The sequence below is a fragment of the Nonomuraea roseola genome (assembly GCF_039535395.1).
Taxonomy (GTDB): domain Bacteria; phylum Actinomycetota; class Actinomycetes; order Streptosporangiales; family Streptosporangiaceae; genus Nonomuraea; species Nonomuraea roseola.
The window spans coordinates 195980-216978 of record NZ_BAAAXC010000015.1; the positions used below are offsets into that span (position 1 = coordinate 195980).

Annotated in this window: 15 protein-coding genes; 10 read left to right on the plus strand and 5 right to left on the minus strand. The window is 70.9% G+C overall.

Going from position 1 to position 20999, the window contains the following annotated elements:
- Positions 1–25: 25 nt before the first annotated feature.
- The 8 genes from ABFX55_RS23915 (at position 26) to ABFX55_RS23950 (ending at position 13082) form a co-directional block, all read left to right on the plus strand.
- Complete coding sequence (locus ABFX55_RS23915; protein WP_346124448.1) at positions 26–1138, plus strand: glycoside hydrolase family 15 protein; 1113 nt, start codon at positions 26–28, stop codon at positions 1136–1138.
- Positions 1135–3306: a glycoside hydrolase family 31 protein gene (locus tag ABFX55_RS23920; RefSeq protein WP_346124449.1), complete on the plus strand. Its 2172-nt coding sequence runs from the start codon at positions 1135–1137 to the stop codon at positions 3304–3306. The genes ABFX55_RS23915 and ABFX55_RS23920 overlap by 4 nt, the downstream gene beginning before the upstream one ends.
- 13 nt (positions 3307–3319) lie before the next feature.
- Positions 3320–6568, plus strand: coding sequence for a TIM-barrel domain-containing protein (locus tag ABFX55_RS23925; RefSeq protein WP_346124451.1), 3249 nt, complete (start codon positions 3320–3322; stop codon positions 6566–6568).
- Complete coding sequence (locus ABFX55_RS23930) at positions 6565–9393, plus strand: TIM-barrel domain-containing protein (protein WP_346124453.1); 2829 nt, start codon at positions 6565–6567, stop codon at positions 9391–9393. Before ABFX55_RS23925 ends, ABFX55_RS23930 begins: the two co-directional genes overlap by 4 nt.
- Positions 9394–9503: 110 nt before the next feature.
- Entirely contained in the window at positions 9504–10985 is a 1482-nt protein-coding gene (locus tag ABFX55_RS23935; protein ID WP_346124455.1) for a serine/threonine-protein kinase, read from the plus strand.
- Between the two features lie 71 nt (positions 10986–11056).
- Positions 11057–12004 carry a hypothetical protein gene (locus ABFX55_RS23940; protein ID WP_346124457.1) on the plus strand — a complete coding sequence of 316 codons (948 nt, stop codon included), beginning with the start codon at positions 11057–11059 and terminating at the stop codon, positions 12002–12004.
- Between the two features lie 42 nt (positions 12005–12046).
- Positions 12047–12871: a GNAT family N-acetyltransferase gene (locus ABFX55_RS23945; RefSeq protein ID WP_346124458.1), complete on the plus strand. Its 825-nt coding sequence runs from the start codon at positions 12047–12049 to the stop codon at positions 12869–12871.
- Between the two features lie 4 nt (positions 12872–12875).
- A complete protein-coding gene (locus ABFX55_RS23950) occupies positions 12876–13082 on the plus strand; it encodes an FmdB family zinc ribbon protein (RefSeq protein ID WP_346124460.1) in 207 nt (68 codons plus the stop codon).
- Positions 13083–13105: 23 nt separating this feature from the next.
- On the opposite strand, the gene ABFX55_RS23955 is transcribed toward ABFX55_RS23950, so the two are convergent.
- The 3 genes from ABFX55_RS23955 to ABFX55_RS23965 all read right to left on the minus strand — a co-directional run bounded on the left by ABFX55_RS23955 (position 13106) and on the right by ABFX55_RS23965 (position 15385).
- Positions 13106–14200 (minus strand): serine hydrolase, encoded by a 1095-nt coding sequence (locus ABFX55_RS23955; RefSeq protein ID WP_346124462.1) that lies wholly within the window; start codon positions 14198–14200, stop codon positions 13106–13108.
- Positions 14201–14398: 198 nt separating this feature from the next.
- Positions 14399–14884, minus strand: a complete 486-nt coding sequence (locus tag ABFX55_RS23960) for a helix-turn-helix transcriptional regulator (RefSeq protein ID WP_346124463.1) — start codon at positions 14882–14884, stop codon at positions 14399–14401.
- A gap of 48 nt (positions 14885–14932) precedes the next feature.
- Positions 14933–15385, minus strand: a complete 453-nt coding sequence (locus ABFX55_RS23965) for a MarR family winged helix-turn-helix transcriptional regulator (RefSeq protein ID WP_346124465.1) — start codon at positions 15383–15385, stop codon at positions 14933–14935.
- A gap of 41 nt (positions 15386–15426) precedes the next feature.
- On the opposite strand from ABFX55_RS23965, the gene ABFX55_RS23970 reads away from it, so the two are divergent.
- Complete coding sequence (locus ABFX55_RS23970; protein ID WP_346124467.1) at positions 15427–16605, plus strand: multidrug effflux MFS transporter; 1179 nt, start codon at positions 15427–15429, stop codon at positions 16603–16605.
- 67 nt (positions 16606–16672) lie between these two features.
- Here the strand turns inward: ABFX55_RS23970 and ilvD are convergent, their stop codons facing one another.
- Together ilvD and ABFX55_RS23980 are read right to left on the minus strand one after the other, a co-directional pair.
- Entirely contained in the window at positions 16673–18511 is a 1839-nt protein-coding gene (ilvD, locus tag ABFX55_RS23975; RefSeq protein ID WP_346124469.1) for a dihydroxy-acid dehydratase, read from the minus strand.
- 89 nt (positions 18512–18600) lie between these two features.
- Positions 18601–19428, minus strand: coding sequence for a nuclease-related domain-containing protein (locus ABFX55_RS23980; RefSeq protein WP_183647594.1), 828 nt, complete (start codon positions 19426–19428; stop codon positions 18601–18603).
- A gap of 143 nt (positions 19429–19571) precedes the next feature.
- Between ABFX55_RS23980 and ABFX55_RS23985 the strand changes: the two genes are divergently transcribed.
- Positions 19572–20972, plus strand: a complete 1401-nt coding sequence (locus ABFX55_RS23985) for an amidase (protein WP_346124471.1) — start codon at positions 19572–19574, stop codon at positions 20970–20972.
- Positions 20973–20999: the final 27 nt, after the last annotated feature.

Below are 20999 nucleotides of genomic sequence, written 5' to 3' on the forward strand. Positions count from 1 at the left end.
CCACTTCACCAGGAGATCTGACCCAGTGATCGTAGGAAGCGACCTGGCGCGGGCGCGGCTCGTGTCGCGCAGCGTCGATGTGATCAGCACGCATCAGTCGCCCTCGGGGGCCTACCCGGCGTGTCCCACCTTCTCCGCCTACCGCGGCTACGCGTGGCTGCGCGACGGCGCGTTCATCGCCGAGGGGATGAGCCGCGCGGGCGAGATCGAAGGGGTGACCGCCTTCCACGAGTGGTGCGCCGAGGTGATCGGCGCACGGGAGGGCCAGGTTGAGTCCCTGGTCAGGAGGGCCGCGGACGGCGAGAGCGTCTCCCCCGCCGAGATGCTGCCCACCAGGTTCACCCTGGAGGGCGGCGACGGCACGGACGAGTGGTGGGACCACCAGCTCGACGGCTACGGCACGTGGCTGTGGGCGCTGGCCGAGCACACGGCACGGCACGGCGCCGCGGTCCGGGGCGCCGAGCGCGCGGTGAGGGTGGCCGCGACGTACCTGTCGTGGTTCTGGGACCAGCCCTGCTACGACTGGTGGGAGGAGCACGTCGACCAGCGCCACGTCTCGACGCTCGGCGCCATCCACGCGGGCCTGCGGGCCGCGATCGGCACCGGCCTGCTCGACGAGGCGGAGGCCAAGGCCGCCGCCGAGGCGGTCGAGGGCATCACCGCGCTGGTCGAGGCCGAGGGCGTGGCGCAGGGCGGTCACCTGCGCAAGTGGCTGGGCAGCGACGAGGTGGACGCGAGCCTGCTGTCGTGCGTGTACCCGTTCGGCCTCTACCCCGCCGACCACCCGGTCGCCGTGGCCACGGTGGCGGAGGTCGAGCGGCAGCTCGCGCACGAGGGCGGTGTCCACCGCTACCTCGCCGACACCTTCTACGGCGGCGGCCGCTGGGTGCTGCTGGCGGGCTTCATGGGGCTCAACCACGCGGCGGCGGGCCGGCGCGAGCAGGCGCTGCGCTACCTCGACTGGATGGGCGCGCAGGCCACCGACTCGGGCGAGCTGCCCGAGCAGGTGTCGGACGTGCTGCTCGCGCCGGGACGCTTCGAGGAGTGGCTGCAGCGGTGGGGGTCGGTGGCGACGCCGCTGCTGTGGTCGCACGGGATGTACCTGATGCTCGCCGACGCGCTGGAGGTGCGCTCGTGATCCGCCATCGTCCCCACGGCTCCGGCCATCCCTACGCCGACTCCGAGGACCAGCGGGTGCCCGTGCTGCCCATGGACGGCCAGAGCGTCGAGCTGCGGGTGCGGGCCTCGGCGAACGTCACGTCGGTGGTGTGCGACTGGCTCATGGTCGGCGCTCCCGTGATGGAGCTGCCGCTCAGCCGTCCCGCGGCCGAGGAGGAGGACACGAAGGTCGACGGCGGCCATCTGGCCGCGGCGCAGGCGAAGGCGGCCAGGGCCGCCTCGGGTTCGTGGTCGGTCGTGACCCCTCCGCTCGAGGCGGGACGCCGCTACTCCTACCGCTTCCGCGGAGGCGGCCGTACCACCAGGTGGTTCGAGGTGACGGCGGCGCAGTGGAGCCCGGACGGCGGGCGGCTGGTGGTCGAGGGCGGTGACCGGGTGGTGCCGGGCAGCGTCCGCTGGCTGGCCGACGGCGACGGCGTCCGCAGGGTGCGGTTCGAGCTGGAGCTGGAGCCCGGCGCGCACGTGGTCGGCTTCGGCGAGCGCTTCGACGCCGTCGACCAGCGCGGCAGGGCGCTCGACGCGGTCGTGTTCGAGCAGTACAAGTCGCAGGGCGCGCACGGCCGCACCTACCTGCCGATGCCGTTCGCCCTGGTCGTCGACGGGCCGCGCAGCTGGGGCCTCCACGTGGACACCTCCCGCAGGACCTGGTACGACCTCAGCGGCCCGCGCCTGGTCGTGGAGGCCGAGGTCGAGGACGAGCTGACGCTGAGGATCCACGAGGGCTCGCCCGCAGGGGTGCTCGACGCCTTCCTCGGCACCGTGGGCCGCCCGACCGAGCTGCCCGAGTGGGTGTTCAGGCTGTGGGCCAGCGGCAACGAGTGGAACACGCAGGAACGCGTGATGGCCGAGATGGACAGGCACCGCGAGAGCGACATCCCGGTGGGCGCCCTGGTCATCGAGGCCTGGAGCGACGAGACGACGTTCACCGCCTTCCGGGGCGCCGAGTACGAGCCCTCGGAGCAGCCGCACCGCCTGGCCGACTACCGCTTCCCCGAGGACGGCCCGTGGCCCGACCCCAAGGGCATGGTCGACGAGCTGCACGAACGCGACATCAAGGTGCTGCTGTGGCAGATCCCGCTGCAGAAGATGCGGCCCCACCCCAAGCACCAGGCGGCGGTGGACGCCCGGCAGATCCTCGACAGATGCGTCAGGGAGGCCGACGGCAGGCCGTACCGCAACCGCGGCTGGTGGTTCCCGCTGGCGCTCATGCCCGATCTGTCACGGCAGGACGTGCGCGACTGGTGGACGGCCAAGCGCCGCTACCTGGTCGACGAGGTCGGCGTCGACGGGTTCAAGACAGACGGCGGCGAGCACGCGTGGGGCCACGACCTGCGCTATGGCGACGGCCGCAGGGGCGACGACGGCAACGGGCTGTTCCCCGTGCACTACGCCCGCGCCTTCGGCGACCTGCTGAGAAGCGCGGGCAAGGCGCCCGTGACCTTCAGCAGGGCGGGGTTCGCGGGCTCGCAGCCGCACGGCGCGTTCTGGGCAGGTGACGAGGACTCCACGTGGGAGGCGTTCCGCTCCTCGATCAGGGCCGGGATCACCGCCTCGGCCTGCGGAATCGTCTACTGGGGATGGGACCTGGCCGGGTTCTCTGGCGACCTGCCCAGCGCGGAGCTGTACCTGCGGGCGGCGGGGACGTCGGCGTTCATGCCGATCATGCAGTACCACTCGGAGTTCAACCACCACCGCAGGCCGCTGCGCGACCGCACCCCGTGGAACATCGCCGAGCAGACCGGCGACTCCCGGGTGATCCCGGTCTTCAGGCGCTTCGCCCACCTGCGCGAGAGGCTCGTGCCGTACCTGGCGAGGGAGGCACGGCGGGCGATCGAGGGCGGCGCGCCGCTGATGCGCGGCCTGTTCTTCGACCACCCTGGCGACGAGGCCATCTGGTCCTATCCGTTGCAGTACAAGCTTGGCGACGCCCTGCTTGTCATCCCCGTGACCGAGCCGGACGCCGACAAGGTGGAGGCCTACCTGCCCGAGGGCGAGTGGGTCGACGTCTGGACCGGTCTGGCTCTGGACGGCGGGCAGGTGCTCACGCTGCCCGCCCCCATCGACAGGCCTCCGGTGCTCTGTACGGCGCAGCACTGGCAGGAACTCTCCGCCGTCTTCGCCCCCTGAAGGGAGTAACCCTGTGACCCGGTTACGGTCGGGCGTCATCGTCTCGGTGATCGTCCTGCTGGCCTCGCTCATCGCCGCCCCCGCGTACGCGCTGGACGGCGTCCACCACCATCCGACCGGCATCGACGACATCTACTCGACCGAGCCGACCGAACGCTCCCCCCGCGACCCCATGGCCGGGGAGAACGTCCAGATCAACGCCACGACCTGGCCGATCGAGCCGGGACAGACCGTCTGGGTCACGTGGACGAAGAACGGGGTGAACCAGACCCCCGTCGGCGCCGCATGGGACCACAACAGCGGCAACAACAGCTACTGGCGGATCGGCCTCGGCCCCTTCGCCAGGGGCGACAAGATCACCTACACCGTCAACGCGGACGTGAACGGTGGCGGGCAGAAGAGCACGGGCCCGTTCTCGTTCACGGTCACCTCGTGGAGCACGGTCACGAACGTGACGTCCTTCACCAACAACGGCACGTCGGTGGACGTCACGACCGGGGACAGCGCGGGCTCCTTCACGCCGAGGATCCGCTTCGCCTTCCCCGCGCTCGACCGCTTCAGGACCCAGATCGCCCCCAACGGCCAGGGGCTGAACATCTCGGGCGTCTCCGGCTACACGGTGACGGACTCGGCGAGCACGCTGACGATCTCCACCAGCTCGCTCGTGCTGAAGATCCAGAAGTCGCCGTACAGGCTGTCGGTCTACAAGGGCGACGGCACGACGCTGATCACCAGGCAGGACGCCTCCAACAACATCCGCTGGGCCAGCGACGGCTCCACCACGGTCACCAGGATCGAGGACAACTACCTGTCACCGGCGGGCGAGCGCTTCGAGGGGTACGGCGAGCGCTACGACCGGCTCGACCAGCGCGGCACCCAGGTGCACAACTACGTCTACAACCAGTACCGCGACCAGGGCGCGACCCGCCGTACCTACCTGTCGGTGCCGTTCTTCACCAACTCGGCCGGCTACGGCATCTACCTGCCGAGCACCCGCTATGCCCTGTTCACCCCCGGCGACAGGGCGGGGTTCGCCGTCGACACGGGCGGCGCGCTGAACTCCACGCTCGACTACCACTTCTTCGCCGGCACCCCCGCGAAGATCGTCAACGACTACACCGCCGTCACGGGCAGGCCGCAGCTGCCGCCCAAGTGGGCCTTCGGGGTGTGGATGTCGGCCAACGAGTGGAACACCCAGGCGGAGGTCAGCGCCGAGCTGGCCAACGCCACCACGCACAAGATCCCGCACACGGCCATGGTGCTGGAGCAATGGAGCGACGAGGCGACCTTCTACGTCTGGCACGGCGCCACCTACACCCCCACCCCGGGCAGCGGCAAGCTGGCGTACTCGAACCTCACCTTCCCCGCGGGCACGGCATGGCAGAACCCCAAGGCCATGGTCACCGACGCGCACAACAAGGGGATCAAGATGATCCTCTGGCAGATCCCGGTGCTGAAGGAGAACTTCGACTCCAACCCGCCGACCGCGCCCCAGCAGCACCTCAACGACAAGGCGTACGCCGAGGCGCAGGGCTACGTCGCCAAGAACGCCGTCAACGGGCCCTACCGCATCCCGACGGGCCAGTGGTTCGGCGACAGCATGGTCCCCGACTTCACCAGCACGGCGGCCACCAGCTGGTGGATGAGCAAGCGCGACTACCTCATGGACGAGGTCGGCATCGACGGCTTCAAGACCGACGGCAGCGAGGCGATCTTCGGCAGGAGCGTGAAGTTCGCCGACGGCCGCAAGGGCGACGAGATGCACAACGCCTACCCCAACAGCTACACCAAGGCCTACAACACCTACGTCAAGGGCAAGAACGCGCAGAACACGATCTTCAGCAGGGCGGGCACGTCCGGCGCCCAGACGACCTCCATCTTCTGGGCGGGCGACCAGAACTCCAGCTTCTCCGCCTTCCAGGAGGCGGTGCGGGCGCAGCTGTCGGCGGGCCAGTCGGGCGTGCCGTTCACGGCGTGGGACATGGCCGGCTTCACCGGCGACTTCCCCAGCGCCGAGCTGTACCTGCGCTCGGCCGCGCAGGCGACCTTCTCGCCGATCATGCAGTACCACTCGGAGAAGGCCAGCCCCTCCACCTCCGAGGCGCGCACGCCGTGGAACGTGCAGGCACGCACCGGCAACACCTCGGTGCTCCCCGCGTTCAGGAAGTTCGCCAACGTCAGGATGAACCTGATCCCCTACCTCTACACCGAGGCGAAGGCGAGCTCGACGACGGGCGTGCCGATGATGAGGGCGATGAGCTTCGCCTTCCCCGGTGACGCGACGGCGGCCGCGCTCGACCAGCAGTACCTGTTCGGATCGCAGCTGCTGGTGGCGCCGATCACCGCCCAGGGCGCCACGTCCAAGAACGTCTACCTGCCCGCGGGCGAGTGGTACGACCTGTGGAACGGAGGGCGCTTCACCGGTCCCGGCACGAAGACCTACAACGCGGGGCTCGACACGATCCCCGTCTACGCCAAGCCCGGCGCGATCATCCCGCTCAACCTCAACGCCGACTACCAGCTCGGCGGCGAGATCGGCAACAGCGTCACGGCCTACACCAACCTCGCCTTCAGGATCTATCCGGCGGGCAACAGCTCCTACGCCTACTTCGAGGACTCGGCGGGCGCCAGCCGTACCGTGAGCTCGGCGGAGAACTGGGGCGCGCACCAGGTGACGGTGACCGTGCCCGCGCTGACCACGACGGCGACGCTGCAGGTGGCCTCCACCAAGCCCGCCTCGGTGACAGGGGCCACGGCGCGGGCCACGCTCGCCGACCTGAAGGCCGCCGCCGAGGGCTGGTGGTGGGACCCCGTACAGCAGCTCACCCATGTGAAGCTGGCGAGCGCGGCGGCCAGCAGGACCGTCACGCTCAACGGCGTGGACAAGGCCGCCTACGAGGCCGAGTTCGCGGCGGGGACCGGAACCTCGACCAACACCGACCACCCCGGCTACACCGGCACCGGCTTCGTCGACGGCTTCTCCGCCGCGGGCGACGCCGTGACGTTCCAGGTCAAGGCGGACGCGGCGGGCAGCCACCAGCTGAAGTTCCGCTACGCCAACGGCGTGGCCACCGCCGCCTCGGCCACGATCCAGGTGGACGGCGTCACCGCGGGCACCCTGCCGATGCCCTCGACGTCGAACTGGGACACCTGGGGCAGCGCCTCCCTCGGCACGTCGCTGACGGCGGGGGCGCACACGGTCAAGATCATCTACGCCAGCGGCGGCGTCAACCTCGACAACCTGGTGGTGGCACGGCCATGAGACGTGCGTTCGTGATGCTCATCGCGCTGGTCGTCCCGCTGCTGGTCGCGCTGCCCGCGCAGGCCGCCGTGCAGCGGGTGCAGTTCACCAGCGGCTCGACCTACCTCATCGCGGAGTTCCTCGACGACGACCTGGTCCACTTCGAGCTGGCCGACGGCACCAGCCCTGGCACGGGCGCGGCGCTGTTCACCACGCCGCAGGTGGCCAAGAAGGACTACACGGGCCCGACCAGCTTCAACCAGTCGGGCAACACGCTGACCACGGCCTCGATGAAGGTCGAGGTCACGGCCGGCACGCTGTGTGTGAAGGTCTCCGACCCCACGCGACTGCTGTACGAGGCCTGCCCCCGCAACCTCTCGCAGGCGTGGAAGGGCCTGACGATCACCAAGGGCTCGATCCAGAACGCCTACGGCCTCGGCGAGCAGTTCTTCATGGGCGGCAGCGCCGACGGCGACTGGGTGGGCCGCAGCCGTACCCCCGGAGGCCAGTACGGCAACGCCATGGCCTACGACACCGACAACGGCCCCGTCGGCAACGCGCAGATCCCGATCCTGTTCGCCGTCGGCGCCGCCAACCTCAACTACGGCTTCTTCCTCGACCAGGTCTACAAGCAGGAGTGGAACCTCACGGGCGATCCGTGGACCGTCGACACCTGGGGCGACCAGGTCCGCTGGTACACGATGACCGGCGCCGACCTGCCCGACCTTCGCAAGGACTACATGGAGCTGACCGGCAGGCCGCCGGTGCCGCCGAAGAAGGCGTTCGGGATGTGGGTGTCGGAGTTCGGCTACGACAACTGGGCCGAGATCGACAACCGGCTGTCGGGGCTGCGCACCGCGAAGTTCCCCGTCGACGGCTTCGTGCTCGACCTGCCGTGGTTCGGCGGGGTGACGGCGGGCTCGGACAACACCCGCATGGGGTCGCTGTCGTGGGACACCGCCGCCTTCCCCAACCCCTCGACGAAGATCGCCTCCCTGTCCTCCAGCGAGGGGGTGGGGCTGATGACGATCGAGGAGTCCTACATCGGCAAGAACCGGCCCGAACACGCCGACATGGCCTCCCGCGGCTATCTCAACAGGGCCGGCTGCTCCACGTGCGCGCCCGTCTACCTGACCACCAACGACTGGTGGGGCCGCGGCGGCATGATCGACTGGACGCAGGACGCCGCCGCCGACCACTGGCACGCCACCAAGCGCAAGCCGCTGTCCGACCAGGGCGTCATGGGCCACTGGCTCGACCTGGGCGAGCCCGAGATGTACGACGCCGGCGACTGGACCGCGGGCGTGCTGCCCGGCAAGCACGCCCACGCCGACTACCACAACGTCTACAACCTCAAGTGGGCCGAGAGCATCGCCCGCGGCTACGCCTCCGGCACCAAGCGCCCGTTCATGCTGGCCCGCTCCGGCGCGGGCGGCATCCAGCGGCACGGCGTGGCGATGTGGTCGGCCGACATCGGCTCCAAGCTGACGGCGCTGGCCCAGCAGCAGAACGTCCAGATGCACATGTCGATGTCCGGCATCGACTACTTCGGCTCCGACATCGGCGGCTTCAGGCGCGAGATGCTCAACTCCGACCTGGACGAGCTCTACACACAGTGGTTCGCCGACGGAGCCTGGTTCGAGGTGCCGATCAGGCCGCACACCGAGAACCTGTGCAACTGCGCGCAGACCTCGCCCGACAAGATCGGCCACACCGCCAGCAACCTGGCCAACCTGCGGCAGCGCTACGAGCTGACGCCGTACTACTACTCGCTGGCGCACAGGGCGCACCGGTTCGGCGAGCCCGTGGTGCCCCCGCTGGCGTACCACTACCAGAACGACCTGAACGTGCGTGAGATGGGACACCAGAAGCTCGTCGGCAGGGATCTGCTGGTGGGCGTGGTGGCGGGTGCGGGCGAGCGCAAGCGGAACATGTACCTGCCCGCGGGCACCTGGTTCGACTACGCCACCAACGAGAAGCTCACCAGCACGGGACAGTGGTTCAACGACAGGCCGCTGTGGGTGAACGGCTCCTACCGGCTGCCCGCCTTCGCCAGGGCGGGAGCGATCATCCCCAAGATGTTCGTGGACGACAAGACCATGAACGTGCTGGGCAAGCGGACCGACGCGACCACCAGGAACGAGCTGGTGGCCAGGGTCTACGCCGCCCCCGCCGCCTCCAGCTTCACCCTCTACGAGGACGACGGCGCCTCCACCGGGTACCAGGGCGGCGCCGTCCGCACCACCCTGCTCAGCCAGCAGCTCAGCGGGTCCACGGCCACGGTCACCGTCGCGGCCTCCAGCGGCACCTACACCGGCGCGCCTGCCGGCCGCGCCAACGTGGTCGAGCTGGTGGCGGAGACGCAGGCCTCCGCCGTGACGCTGAACGGCTCCCCGCTCACCCAGCACGCGACCAAGGCGGCCTTCGACGCGGCGGCCAGCGGCTGGTACAACGCGGGCGGCAACCTGATCGTGGCCAAGTCCGCCTCCCTCGGGGTGGGCACGGCCAAGACGTTCGCCTTCACGCTCGGGCAGGCGCCGGTGTCGGTGACCTTCTCGTGCGCGAACGGGACGACCACCGCGGGTCAGTCCGTCTACGCCGTGGGCAGCGTGCCCCAGCTGGGCGGCTGGTCGGTGGCCAGCGCGGTGAAGCTGTCGCCGACCGCCTACCCGACCTGGACGGGGACGGTCGGCAAGCTCCCGCCGAACACCACGGTCGAGTGGAAGTGCGTCAAGCGGAAGGAGGCGAACTTCCCCGACACGGCCGACGCGTGGCAGCCGGGATCCAACAGCACGCTCACCACGCCGGCTTCCGGCAACGGCGGCACCACCACCGGATCCTTCTGAGTGATTCGCCCCTCCCGCCCGGATATGTCCAGGTGGGAGGGGCTCCTCCGGGACTTACCCGCTCCTCCGTTTACCCGGCCCGCCGAGACCTGCGGTGTTAGCCTCGACAGGTGCTCGGCTCGGGGACCACGCTCAATAATCGCTACCGCCTCACCACCAGACTGGGTGGTGGCGGCATGGGCGAGGTCTGGCGCGCCGACGACGCCGTGCTCGGTCGCGCCGTCGCGGTGAAGGTCCTCCTTCCCGCGCTCATGGAGGATCCGCGCTTCGCCCAGCGCTTCCAGAACGAGGCCAGGGCGATGGCCACCCTCGCCCACCCTGGCGTGGTCGACGTCTACGACTGCGGCACCTGCGAGCTGGGCGACGGGCGCAGGGTCAGCTTCCTGGTGATGGAGTTCATCGACGGCGAGTCGCTCGACCGGCTGCTGCGCCGCTCGGCGCTGACGCCCGAGGAGACGATGCGCCTGGTCGCCGAGGTCGCCGACGCGCTGGCCGCCGCCCACGAGCAGGGCATCGTGCACCGCGACGTCAAGCCGGCCAACCTCATGATCAGGCCCGACGGCAGCGTCACGCTCACCGACTTCGGCATCGCCCACTCGGCCTCGGGCGGGCAGCTCACCGCCACGGGCACCGTGCTGTGCTCGGCCGGATACTGCGCGCCCGAGCAGGCCTCGGCCGGCACGATCACGCCCGCCGTCGACGTCTACGCGCTCGGCGTGGTGGCCTACCAGTGCCTGACGGGCGAGCTGCCCTTCGACGGCGAGACGCCTGTCCAGATCATCTTCAAGCACCTCAGGGCCCCGGTGCCGCCGCTGCCCGACGACGTGCCCGCGGGCCCTCGCGTGCTGGTGGGCAGGGCGCTGGAGAAGGACCCCGAGCGGCGCTGGCCCTCGGCCTCCGACATGGCCGCCGCCGCCAGGCACGCCTCGGCCCATCCCAGCGCGAGCATCTGGTCGGCCGCGCCGTCCGCCGCCGAACCCGGCCACTCCCCCGTCAACCAGCGGCCCGCCGCCGATTCTCCCGAGGCCGACCTGCCCCTGGAGCAGGGAGCCGGTCAGGAACAGGGCTCCGCCCCCTCGACCGCGGGGCCGGCCACGAGGCCCGCGGTCCTCGAGCGGGGCGGGCGCAGGCGAGCGCTCGTCATGGCCGCGGCGATCGCGGCCGCTCTCGTCGCGACGGTGGCCGCCGTGGGGTGGACGTGGTTCAGGGAGCCCGAGCCCCTCCAGAGCGTACGGCGCGACCAGTCCGTGCCCCTGCCCGTCGGGGGACGCACGATCGAGGTCAGGCTGCCCGTCAAGCAGGGCCAGACCAGACCGCCGACCTCGACGATCAAGGACGGCAAGGTCGTGCCCAGCGCCCCCGTCCCGTCCGTGGGCCGCCCGACCACCCCTCCCAAGCCGAGCGCGCCCGTCACGCCGCCCGCCTCGCCCCCGCAGGAGCCGACCAAGGAGCCCACGCCCGAGCCCTCCCCCGAGCCGAGCACCCAGCCCAGCCCGCAGGAGCCGACGGCCGAGCCGACGACCGACCCGCCGACCCCCGACCCGCAGACCGGCCCAGGAGACGTCCAGTGCGTCAAGGCTCCCTGTCCGTGACGCGGCCGCTCCCTGCGGCGGGAGCGGGGGACGAATCCGTGACCACGGGCAGGTCATGAGAGAGTGATCGCGTGGAAACGACTCGTGATCTGCTCATCGCGCTGGCTCGCCGCTACGCGTTCGCCGATCTCGGTGCGCTGGCCCCTACCAAGGAGATCGCCGAGGTCTGCGAGTTCGGACAGCGGCTGCTGTCGCTGGACGCCGAGGACTTCGCGGTGGGGGCGCCTGCCGTACCCAGCGACCTGAGGCGCAGGGCGCGCGAGTGCCACATGCCGCAGACTCCGCGCGAGCAACCGCGCGGCGCCCTCGAGTCCCTGCGGCCCGCCTACGCCCTCCTGCTGGAGGTCATCGCGATCAGGTGGTTCCGCCGCGAGCTGAGCCCGATGATCGCCGCGGTGCACATCGCGAGCGAATACCTCCCGCTGCTGGCCTTCGAGCCGCACCTGGGGCACGCGGGCGACCCCGCCCGCTGGCCGGAGGGGCTGAGCGCGCCGGGCAGCAGGTTCGGCGTGATCGGCGACAGGGAGTGCGACCACACCAAGTCCGAGCAGTCGGCCACCAACCGCACCCTCCGCGTCGCCTCCGAGCCCCCCGAGGGATGGCGCGCCTACTTCGACAGGCAGCACAGCCAGGTCGCGGGCGCCATGGCGGTGTGCGTGGCGACCTGCCGCAACCCCTGCACGGCGATGGACTGGATCGCTCCAGGGGAGCGCGAAGACCTGCACGTGCGGGCGCGCACCTCGCTGGCCTTCGCCGAGACCCCTCTGGTGAAGCTGCGCCACGCCGCGCCCGTCGGTCACGGATTCGGCGTGCCCTCCCCCGAGGAGGTGCTCGACGCCTGGCAGCGCAGCAGGCTGGCGCTGGACAAGAACGACGTCGGCGCCAAGGCCATGGTCGACGACGGCTTCCCGATAGCGGGGCTGGCCTCGCTGGTCTCGGCCGTCGCGGGCGTGCGGGTCGAGCCTTCCACTCTGCTGCACGACGTCAGTGCGCACGTCGCGCGCCTGCTGGCCGACTGAGGGCGAGCGCCTCGAACGGGCGATCTGGCATCATCTCCGACCATGTGGATCTTCTCCTCGGACGTCGCGGAGTACGCCAAGCACGCCGAAGCCTTCCTGCGCCGTGAGCCCGTCGCCAACACCGTCGCCCTGACGCTCCTGGCGGGACTGCGCTCCGGCATGCCGGTCGCCGAGGGCTCCTTCTTCGGCTGGTGGAGCGAGGAGGGCGAGGTCTGCGGAGCGGTCTTCCGCACCCCTCCCCGCCCGCTCTACCTCGCGGGGATGCCGCCGTCCTCGCTCGTCCCGCTGGCCGGGGCGCTGCGCGAGCGCGGCCTCGACGTGCCGGAGGTCTCGGGACCGGTCGAGCTCGGTGACGCCTTCGTCGCCGCATGGGGCTCGACCTCGTCCAGGCGCAGGCCAGAACGCCTCTACCGGCTCGGCACGCTGGCCGTGCCCGAGGTGCCGGGCGCGGGACGCCGCGCGGACATGGGCGACTTCCCGCTGGTCATGAACTGGTTCCAGGCCTTCACCGACGAGGTGAGCCTGATCGACGGCGCCGACCTGGCCGAGCTGACCCAGCGGCGCATCGCCCACGGCGACGTCCATCTCTGGGTGGACGGCGACGCGCCGGTCTCCCTGGCGGGCGTCTCCCCCGAGGCGGCGGGGATGTGCAGGGTCGGCCCCGTCTACACGCCGCCGTCGTGCCGGCGCAGAGGCTACGGCGCGGCCGTCACCGCCTACGCCAGCCGGATGGCGCTGGCCGAGCGCTGCCAGGAGGTGGTGCTGTTCACCGACCTGAACAACCCCACCAGCAACGCCGTCTACCAGTCGATCGGCTACGAACCGGTGTCCGACTACGCCCACATCGCGCTCGACCCCGTACCCTAGGGCCATGCCGCGCTACGACTTCCGCTGCCGCGCCTGCGGATCCACCTTCGAGGTCACCCGTCCGATGGCGGCCTCCGGCGACCCCGCCGCCTGCCCCGAGGGCCACGACGACACGGTCAGGCTCCTGTCGACCGTGGCCGTGACCGGCAACGCCGGAGCTCCGGCGGGCGGTGGCGGCGGCGGGTGCTGTGGCGGCGGCTGCTGCGCCTAGGCACGCCCGGGCCGTGCAGCGCGCTAGCGATCCGCTCGGCTGCCAGGCGGCGCCGGTTGGTTCGTGTCGATGGGCCGGGCCTGGCATCCGGCCACCGGGCAGAGGTCACGGTCCGCCAGACGGACGCCGACGGTCGGAGGGCCAGGCAGGCGTTCTGACACCGGCCGTCGTGGGGTCAGGGGCGTTCTGACGCCGGTGAAGGCGTGCACGGCCGTCCTGGCCACGCGCTCGACCAGCGAGACGCCCGCGCTCATGTCCTGGCTGCGCTCCGACAGCACCGCGATGAGCAGTTCGTGTCCAGGCAGCGCGAGGCGTCCCACGCTGTTGATCGTCCACAGCCCGCCGTGCACCCGCGCGGGCAGCCAGCCGTTCTTCAGCGCGACACGCCCGCCCGAGGCCGCCGCGCTGACACCCCACGCCTGCGTCCTGTCGACCGACGACATCAGCGAGAGCGCGTAGCGCCGGTTGCGGGCCGAGACGGGGCCCGCGGGATCGGTCAGCTTCTCGAGGACCTTCACCTGGTCGGACGGACTGCTCCTGGTCAGGCCCCAGTACGAGCCAGGCCCCGGACTGGTGTGCGATATGCCCAGCCTCCGAAGGGTGTCGCTGAGACCCTGGTTCCCGCCGATGGCGGTGTAGAGCCTGTGCGCGCTGTAGTTGTCGCTCTGCCTGATCATCTGGCCGGCGAGCCGGCGTTCGCCGTCCGTCAGGCGACGCTCCTCGCGCTGGGCGAGCAGCAGCAGGGCCAGCAGGATGTCCACCTTCGCCACGCTGGCCAGCATGAACGGCGTGCTCTCGCGAAAGGCGTAGCGCACCGAGGTGGTCCTGTCGTAGACGGCCACGGAGAAGCGTCCAGGATGCCGGTCGAGGTGAGCGGCAAGCGAGCGGTTCAGGCCCCGCTGTACCGAGGGGGGCAGCCGTCCCTCCTCTTCGGTGGCCGCGCGGGCGCCGGTCTCGATCATGCGGGCGAGATGGAACCTCACCTGATCGCGGCCCGCCCCCTCAGGAACCTCCAGCGGCGCGACGGCGTGGCTGGGAGGTGGCGCGCCGGCCGCCTGGCCGCAGGCGCAGGTGACGATCGCCAGCACGACGACGAGTGAGATCCCCCGAAGACGCATGAAGCGGAGCCTGCCAGCCGCGCGGCAACCTCGAAGCCTGACGGAGGTCAAGCGTCCCTCAGTATTGGAGGTGAGGCCCAGGACCAGGGGCGCAGAAGCACCGGAATCGGGGTCCTCGCTCTCGAAGCACCGCGGGATCTCAGGATCGCCGCGCCGCCTACCTGGCGGTCACGGCGATCCTTCGCGCGGGCTACGGGATCAGGCGGCCCTCCTGCGCTGGAAGGGCAGGAAGCGGTCTGCCAGGTGGGGACGGGCAGGAGTCAGCGTCGGCTCCACCGCGATGACGCGGTCGAACCTGAACGCCCTGATGGCTCGCCGCATCCTGCAGACGCCGACGAGGTACCAGAACTCCCTGTGGACCAGGCAGGTCACCGGGTCGACGTCGCGGATCGTGACCTTGCCCGAGGCGTCGCGATAGTGGATGCGGACCACGAGCCTGCTGGTGATGGCGTCGGCGATGACCCTGGCCCTGGAGGCCACCTCCACGGGCAGCGGGTCGGTGAGGGTCGCGAGCGTGGTGCTGATGACGTCGTCGTCGAGCTCCAGGTGCTCGAAGGCGTGGCGCAGGCCGCGCCGGGCGGTGACGGCCTGCGGCCCCGCGCCCAGGTGGGCGAGGGAGAGGGCGAGGGCGGCGATCTCGGCGGTCGTCAGGGGTCGCGTGGAGGACTTCACGACTGTCGTCATACCCATAGAGTACGGGTCGGCACCGACATTTTTCGAAACTCTGTGCGCCTATCGGCGTGATTTGAGCGCCTCGGCCAGCGCGACCATCGCAGGTATCGCCGCCGTGAACGACTCGCGCTGCGAAGGGCTGAGGTCCGCCAGGGCCGCGGCGAAGATCTCGGCCCACGCCCCCTCGATCAGCGCCATGCCGTGCAGCGCGTGGACGGTCGGCTTCAGCCGTACGGACCTGCGGTCGGCGGGATCAGGCTCGCGCGTGACCAGGTCGCGGCCGACCAGCGAGCGCACGGTCGCGCTGACGTTGCTCGCCTGCATGCCGAGCGCCCTGGCCAGCGCCGTGAGACCCACGCCCGGCTCCTGGACGACGTAGCGCAGCACCTCCAGCTCCGAGGGGGGCAGCGCGTAGAGCCCCGCCTCTGCGACGCCGCTGAAGCGCAGCGCCCTGGCCAGGTCATAGAGGGGCGAGGTGAGCGCGCGCGCCTGAGCGAGAAGGTCTTCTGCCACCCGGCTATCCTACAGACACTTATATGTATATAACTATAAGCATGTTGCTGCTCGTCCTCGCCCTGCTCTCCCTGGTCGGTCCGCTGGCCACGGACATGTACCTGCCCGCCTTCCCCCGCATGACCGAGGAGTTCGGCGCGGGCGCCCCCGCGCTCCAGCTGACGCTCACCTCGATGGTGGCGGGCCTGGCCGTCGGCCAGCTGGTCCTCGGGCCCCTCTCCGACCGGTACGGCAGGCGCCTCCCCCTTCTCGCGGGCGCGGCCCTCGCCTGCGCCACCTCCGCCCTGTGCGCGCTCGCCCCCTCGCTCCCCGCGCTGACCGGGCTCCGCTTCCTGCAGGGCCTCAGCGTGGCGGCGGGCGTGGTCATCAGCCGCGCCGTCGTCTCCGACGTGGCCGACGGCGCGGCGGCGGCGCGGATGTTCGGCATCCTCATGGCGTTGACCGGCATCGGCCCCATCGTGGCCCCTCCCGCGGGCGCGCTGATCAGCGAGTTGTACGGCTGGCGCGGCGTGTACGTCGCGCTGGCCGTGCTCGCCGCCGTCTCCTTCCTCGGCGTGCTGCTCGCCGTACCCGAGAGCCTGCCGAGGCCGCGCAGGCAGGCGGGAGGGGTCGCGGGCAGCATGCGCTCGGCCCGCCGGATGCTCTCCGACAGGGGCTACCTCGGCTACACGCTGGCCTTCACCTTCGCTTTCGGCGCGCTGTTCTGCTACATCTCCGCCTCGCAGTTCGTGCTCCAGAACGTGCTGGGGTTGAGTGTGGGCGAGGCCTCCCTGGTGTTCGGCGGCGGCGCGGTGATCGTCACGCTGTCGGCGTCGGCCAACGCCGTCCTGGTCGCCAGGGTGAGCGCGGAGCGGCTGCTGGCGGCGGGCCTGACCGGGCTGATGGTGTCAACGGCCGCGCAGGCCGTGATCACGGTGGCGGGAGGGCTGAGCCTGCCCGTCGCGCTGACCGCCGTCCTGTGCTTCTCCGTCAGCCTGGGGCTGGTGTTCGCCAACGCCACCGCGCTGGCCATCGGGCGCGTGCCGTACGCGGCGGGCGCGGGTTCGGCGGTGCTCGGCACCCTGCAGCACGCGCTCGCCGCGGTCGTCGCGCCGCTGGTCGGGCTGGGCGGCGACCACGACGCGGTGGCGATGGCCGTGGGGATGGCGCTGATGTCCGCCCTGGCGCTGGCCGCGCTCGGCCTCGCCAGGAGTCGCAGACCCGACCTCGTCGCCGCCTGAGAGAGCCCGGTACGGCGACGGCCCGCGTCCCCGGCGAACCGGGAGGCGCGGGCCGTACGGACGGAACTCAGCGGGCGAGCTGGGACAGGTCCCTGGAGGCGCCCGTGGAGGCCGAGGTGGTCATGGCGGCGTAGGCCTGCAGGGCCACGCTCACCTGACGCTGGCGCTCACGGGGGCGGTAGCCGCCGAGGTCGGCCAGCAGCCTCTCGCGCCGCACCGCCAGCTCCTCCTCGGGCACCCGCAGCTCGAGCAGGCGGTTGGGGATGTCGATCTCGATGAGGTCGCCGTCCTCCACCAGCGCGATGGCCCCGCCCTCGGCAGCCTCGGGCGAGGCGTGGCCGATGGACAGACCCGAGGTGCCGCCGGAGAAGCGGCCGTCGGTGACCAGCGCGCAGGCCTTGCCCAGGCCCTTGCCCTTGAGGAAGGAGGTCGGGTAGAGCATCTCCTGCATGCCGGGGCCGCCCTTGGGGCCCTCGTAGCGGATGACGACGACGTCGCCCTCCTTCACCTTGCCGGCCAGGATGCCGTCGACGGCCTCCTCCTGCGACTCGAAGACCACCGCGGGCCCGGAGAACTTCCAGATCGACTCGTCGACGCCCGCGGTCTTCACCACCGCGCCGTCGCGGGAGATGTTGCCGTAGAGGACGGCAAGCCCGCCGTCCTTGCTGTAGGCGTGCTCACGGTCGCGGATGCAGCCCTCGGCGCGGTCGAGGTCGAGGTCGTCCCAGCGGTTGTCCTGGGAGTAGGGCCTGACCGTGCGGACGTTGCCTGGAGCGGCGTGCCAGAGCTCCACGGCCTCGGGCAGCACGGTCGGCGACGAGGGGTCCCATGCGGCGATGACCTCGCCGAGGGTGCCGCCGTTGACCGTGGGAACGTCCCGGTGCAGCAGCCCCGCCCTGTCGAGCTGGCCCAGGATGCCGGGGATGCCGCCGGCGCGGTGGACGTCCTCGATGTGGTACTTGTTCGTCGCGGGAGCGACCTTGCACAGGCACGGCACCCGCAGCGAGACCTCGTTGACCTCCTTGAGGCCGAAGTCGACCTCGGCCTCGCGGGCGGCGGCCAGGATGTGCAGGATCGTGTTGGTGGACCCGCCCATCGCCACGTCGAGGGTCATCGCGTTCTCGAAGGCGTCCTTGGAGGCGATCGAGCGCGGCAGCACCGACTCGTCGTCGTCCTCGTAGTAGCGCTTGGCGATGTCGACCACGCGGCGGCCCGCGTCCTCGAACAGCTTCTTGCGCGCCTTGTGCGTGGCCAGGATCGTGCCGTTGCCGGGCAGCGCCAGGCCGATCGCCTCGGCCAGGCAGTTCATGGAGTTGGCGGTGAACATGCCCGAGCAGGACCCGCAGGTCGGGCAGGCGTTCTCCTCCATCTCGAGGAGTTCCTCGTCGGTGACGGAGGCGTCGGCCGCGGCGACCATCGGGTCGACGAGGTCGAGCTTGCGGCCGGGCGTCTTGCCGGCCTCCATGGGGCCGCCCGAGACGAAGACGGTCGGGATGTTCAGCCTGAAGGCGGCCAGGAGCATGCCGGGGGTGATCTTGTCGCAGTTGGAGACGCAGATCAGGGCGTCGGCGCAGTGCGCGTTCACCATGTACTCGACCGCGTCGGCGATCAGCTCGCGGCTGGGCAGGGAGTAGAGCATGCCGCCGTGGCCCATCGCGATGCCGTCGTCGACGGCGATCGTGTTGAACTCGCGCGGGATCGCGCCCGCCTCCCTGATGGCGCCTGCGACCAGGTCGCCGACCTCGCGCAGGTGCACGTGGCCTGGCACGAACTGGGTGAAGCTGTTGGCCACGGCGATGATGGGCTTGCCGAAATCGCTCCCGGCTACGCCGGTCGCCCGGAGCAGGGCCCGGGCGCCGACCATGTTCCTGCCGTGCGTGACCGTACGAGACCTGAGGGCGGGCATTGGTGCGTCTCCCATCGCTAGCGAGTCATCACATGGTACGACCCCTCGCTCGCTGACTGAGACGCGCGTCCATGGATCGGACGCTCAGGTCACCCCTCGCCGTAGCGCGGAGGCAGCACCTGGCTGGCGATCTCGTAGATCCTGTCGATCTCGGCCTCGGTGAGCGCCCGCTCGCGCTTGGTGATCCACTTCCTGGCCCTGGCGCCCTCGTAGACGTCCACCTCGCGGATCGTCATGATCTTCCAGGGGACCGGCGGGCCGTAGATCGCCAGCGAAGCCACGACCGTGATCTCGCGGCCGTAGGCCTTGCTGATCAGCTCGCTCGCCTGGGTCGCCTCCCAGCGCGCCTCTGTCAGCCGCGGCTTCATGTCGAAGGGTCCGTGGAAGAGCTTCTTGCCCATCTGCACCCGCACCGGCAGGCGCTTGTCCCACTTCTCCGAGTCGACCGCGTAGACGCCCGTGGGGCCGATCACCAGGTGGTCGATCTGCGCCTCGCTGCCGGGGATCGCCCTGGCGTGGAGCGTGCGGTAGCCGCTGCGCTCGAGCCTCTTCAGCTGCGCCTCGGTCTTGCGCTCCGCCACGGACGAGCGCCGCCACGCGGGCACGCTCGAGTTGGACTTGGCGCGGTAGACCGTGTCGGCGATCGCGGCCACGACCGCGGCGCTGATGCCCACGCGCGGGTCGCCGACGAGGAAGCCCACGACGACGCCGGCCGCGACGGCGATGAGCGCGCGCGTGCGCAGATGGCGATAGCGGGGCTGTTGGAGCAGGCTGCGCAGGGAAGCGCGTTCGACGGGAGCGTACGTTGACGTGGGTGCCGAGTGTTTGGCGCCGGTGCCCTCTTCCTTGGCCGGCCTGTCACTCACCCAGATCGGTGACGTGTTGTTACCGTCTTCTCGCTGCTTAGCGGAGTCCACGCTACAAAAGGTAGCCGAGCCCCACCCCGGTTCCTACTGTTGACCCGTCCATAGTTTTATGGCCCAGGTCACCGCGTAGGGGGCCCGGTTTCCGGGTATCTAGTTCTTTTCTTCTCTAGATAACTCGGCCTACTCTGCGGTTCGTGGCGCACATCCATGATCTCACCGCACTTGAGCAGGCGGAAGCCGTCAGGCGCCGGGAAATCTCACCCATTGAGATCACCCGGCACTATCTCGACCGCATCGAACGGATCGATCCACAGGTCGGCGCGTTCGTCACCGTGACCGCCGAGCGGGCGCTCGCGCAGGCGCGCGACCTCACCGAGCCCAGCGGCCCCCTGTACGGCGTGCCGATCCCGGTCAAGGACCTCAACCTGGTCAAGGATGTGCCGATCAGCTTCGGCTCGGCCACCTACGCCGGCTTCGTCTCGCCCGTCGACGACACGGTCGTGGAGCGGCTGCGCGACGCGGGCACGGTCATGCTCGGCAAGACGGCCACGCCCGAGTTCGGCCTGCCGTGCTACACCGAGACCTCGGTGTCGCCGCCGAGCCGTACGCCGTGGGACCTCTCCCGCTCGGCGGGCGGGTCGAGCGGGGGCGCGGCGGCCGCGGTGGCGGCGGGGCTCGCGCCCGCCGCCCAGGGCAGCGACGGCGCGGGCTCCATCAGGATCCCCTCGTCCGTCTGCGGCCTGTTCGGCATCAAGCCGACCAGGGGGCGCATCAGCTTCGCCCCGATCATCCCCGACCTGGCCGGGTTGTCGACCAACGGCCCGATCGCCAGGACCGTCGCCGACGCCGCGGCGCTGCTCGACGTGATGAGCCACCACAACCCAGGCGACCTCTACCTCGCGCCCGCGCACGAGGGCACGTTCCTCGAGTGCGCCGCGAGGGAGCCAGGCCGTCTGCGCATCGCGCGCTACGCCGAGCCGGTCGTGCCGGGCGCCGCGGTCCACCCCGACGTGCTGACCGCCTACGAGGAGGCGTCCAAGACACTGGAGCTGCTGGGCCACGAGGTCGTCGACATCGCCCCTCCCTTCGGCCCCGACCTGGTACCGCAGTTCGTGACCCTGTGGTTCGCCTTCGCCTGCGTGCACCCCGTGGCCCTCGACAGGCAGGACCTGCTGCGGCCGCTCACCGCCTGGCTGCGCGAGCGCGGCTTCGCCACCTCCGCCCCCGACTTCCTGCAGGCGCAGTCGTCGTTGCAGATGGCCACGCGGCTGGCGCTGACGGTGACGGACGCCTACGACGCCGTGCTGACCCCGACGCTCACCCAGCCGCCCAGGCCCGTCGGCTGGTTCGAGGAGGGCGGCGACCCCGAGCAGACCTTCGAGCGGATGAAGCGGTTCGCGGCCTTCCCCGCGATCTACAACGTGAGCGGGCAGCCCGCCGTCAACCTGCCGTTGCACTGGAACGCCGAGGGCCTGCCGATCGGCGTCATGCTGGCGGGGCGCGTCGGCGGCGAGGGCACGCTCATCTCGCTGTCGGCACAGGTCGAGGCGGCCAGGGGCGGCTTCTGGGGCGACAGGAGGCCATCGGTCTGGTGATGGGGTCTGGCCGGGGCGTCCGCGCGG

Excerpts from the sequence above, each read along its gene's own strand:
- ABFX55_RS23930 (WP_346124453.1), top strand. The coding sequence starts at position 6,565 with ATGAGACGTGCGTTCGTGATGCTCATCGCGCTGGTCGTCCCGCTGCTG.
- ABFX55_RS23945 (WP_346124458.1), top strand. The coding sequence starts at position 12,047 with ATGTGGATCTTCTCCTCGGACGTCGCGGAGTACGCCAAGCACGCCGAA.
- ABFX55_RS23950 (WP_346124460.1), top strand. The coding sequence starts at position 12,876 with ATGCCGCGCTACGACTTCCGCTGCCGCGCCTGCGGATCCACCTTCGAG.
- ABFX55_RS23955 (WP_346124462.1), bottom strand. The coding sequence starts at position 14,200 with ATGCGTCTTCGGGGGATCTCACTCGTCGTCGTGCTGGCGATCGTCACC.
- ABFX55_RS23960 (WP_346124463.1), bottom strand. The coding sequence starts at position 14,884 with ATGACGACAGTCGTGAAGTCCTCCACGCGACCCCTGACGACCGCCGAG.
- ABFX55_RS23970 (WP_346124467.1), top strand. The coding sequence starts at position 15,427 with ATGTTGCTGCTCGTCCTCGCCCTGCTCTCCCTGGTCGGTCCGCTGGCC.
- ilvD (WP_346124469.1), bottom strand. The coding sequence starts at position 18,511 with ATGCCCGCCCTCAGGTCTCGTACGGTCACGCACGGCAGGAACATGGTC.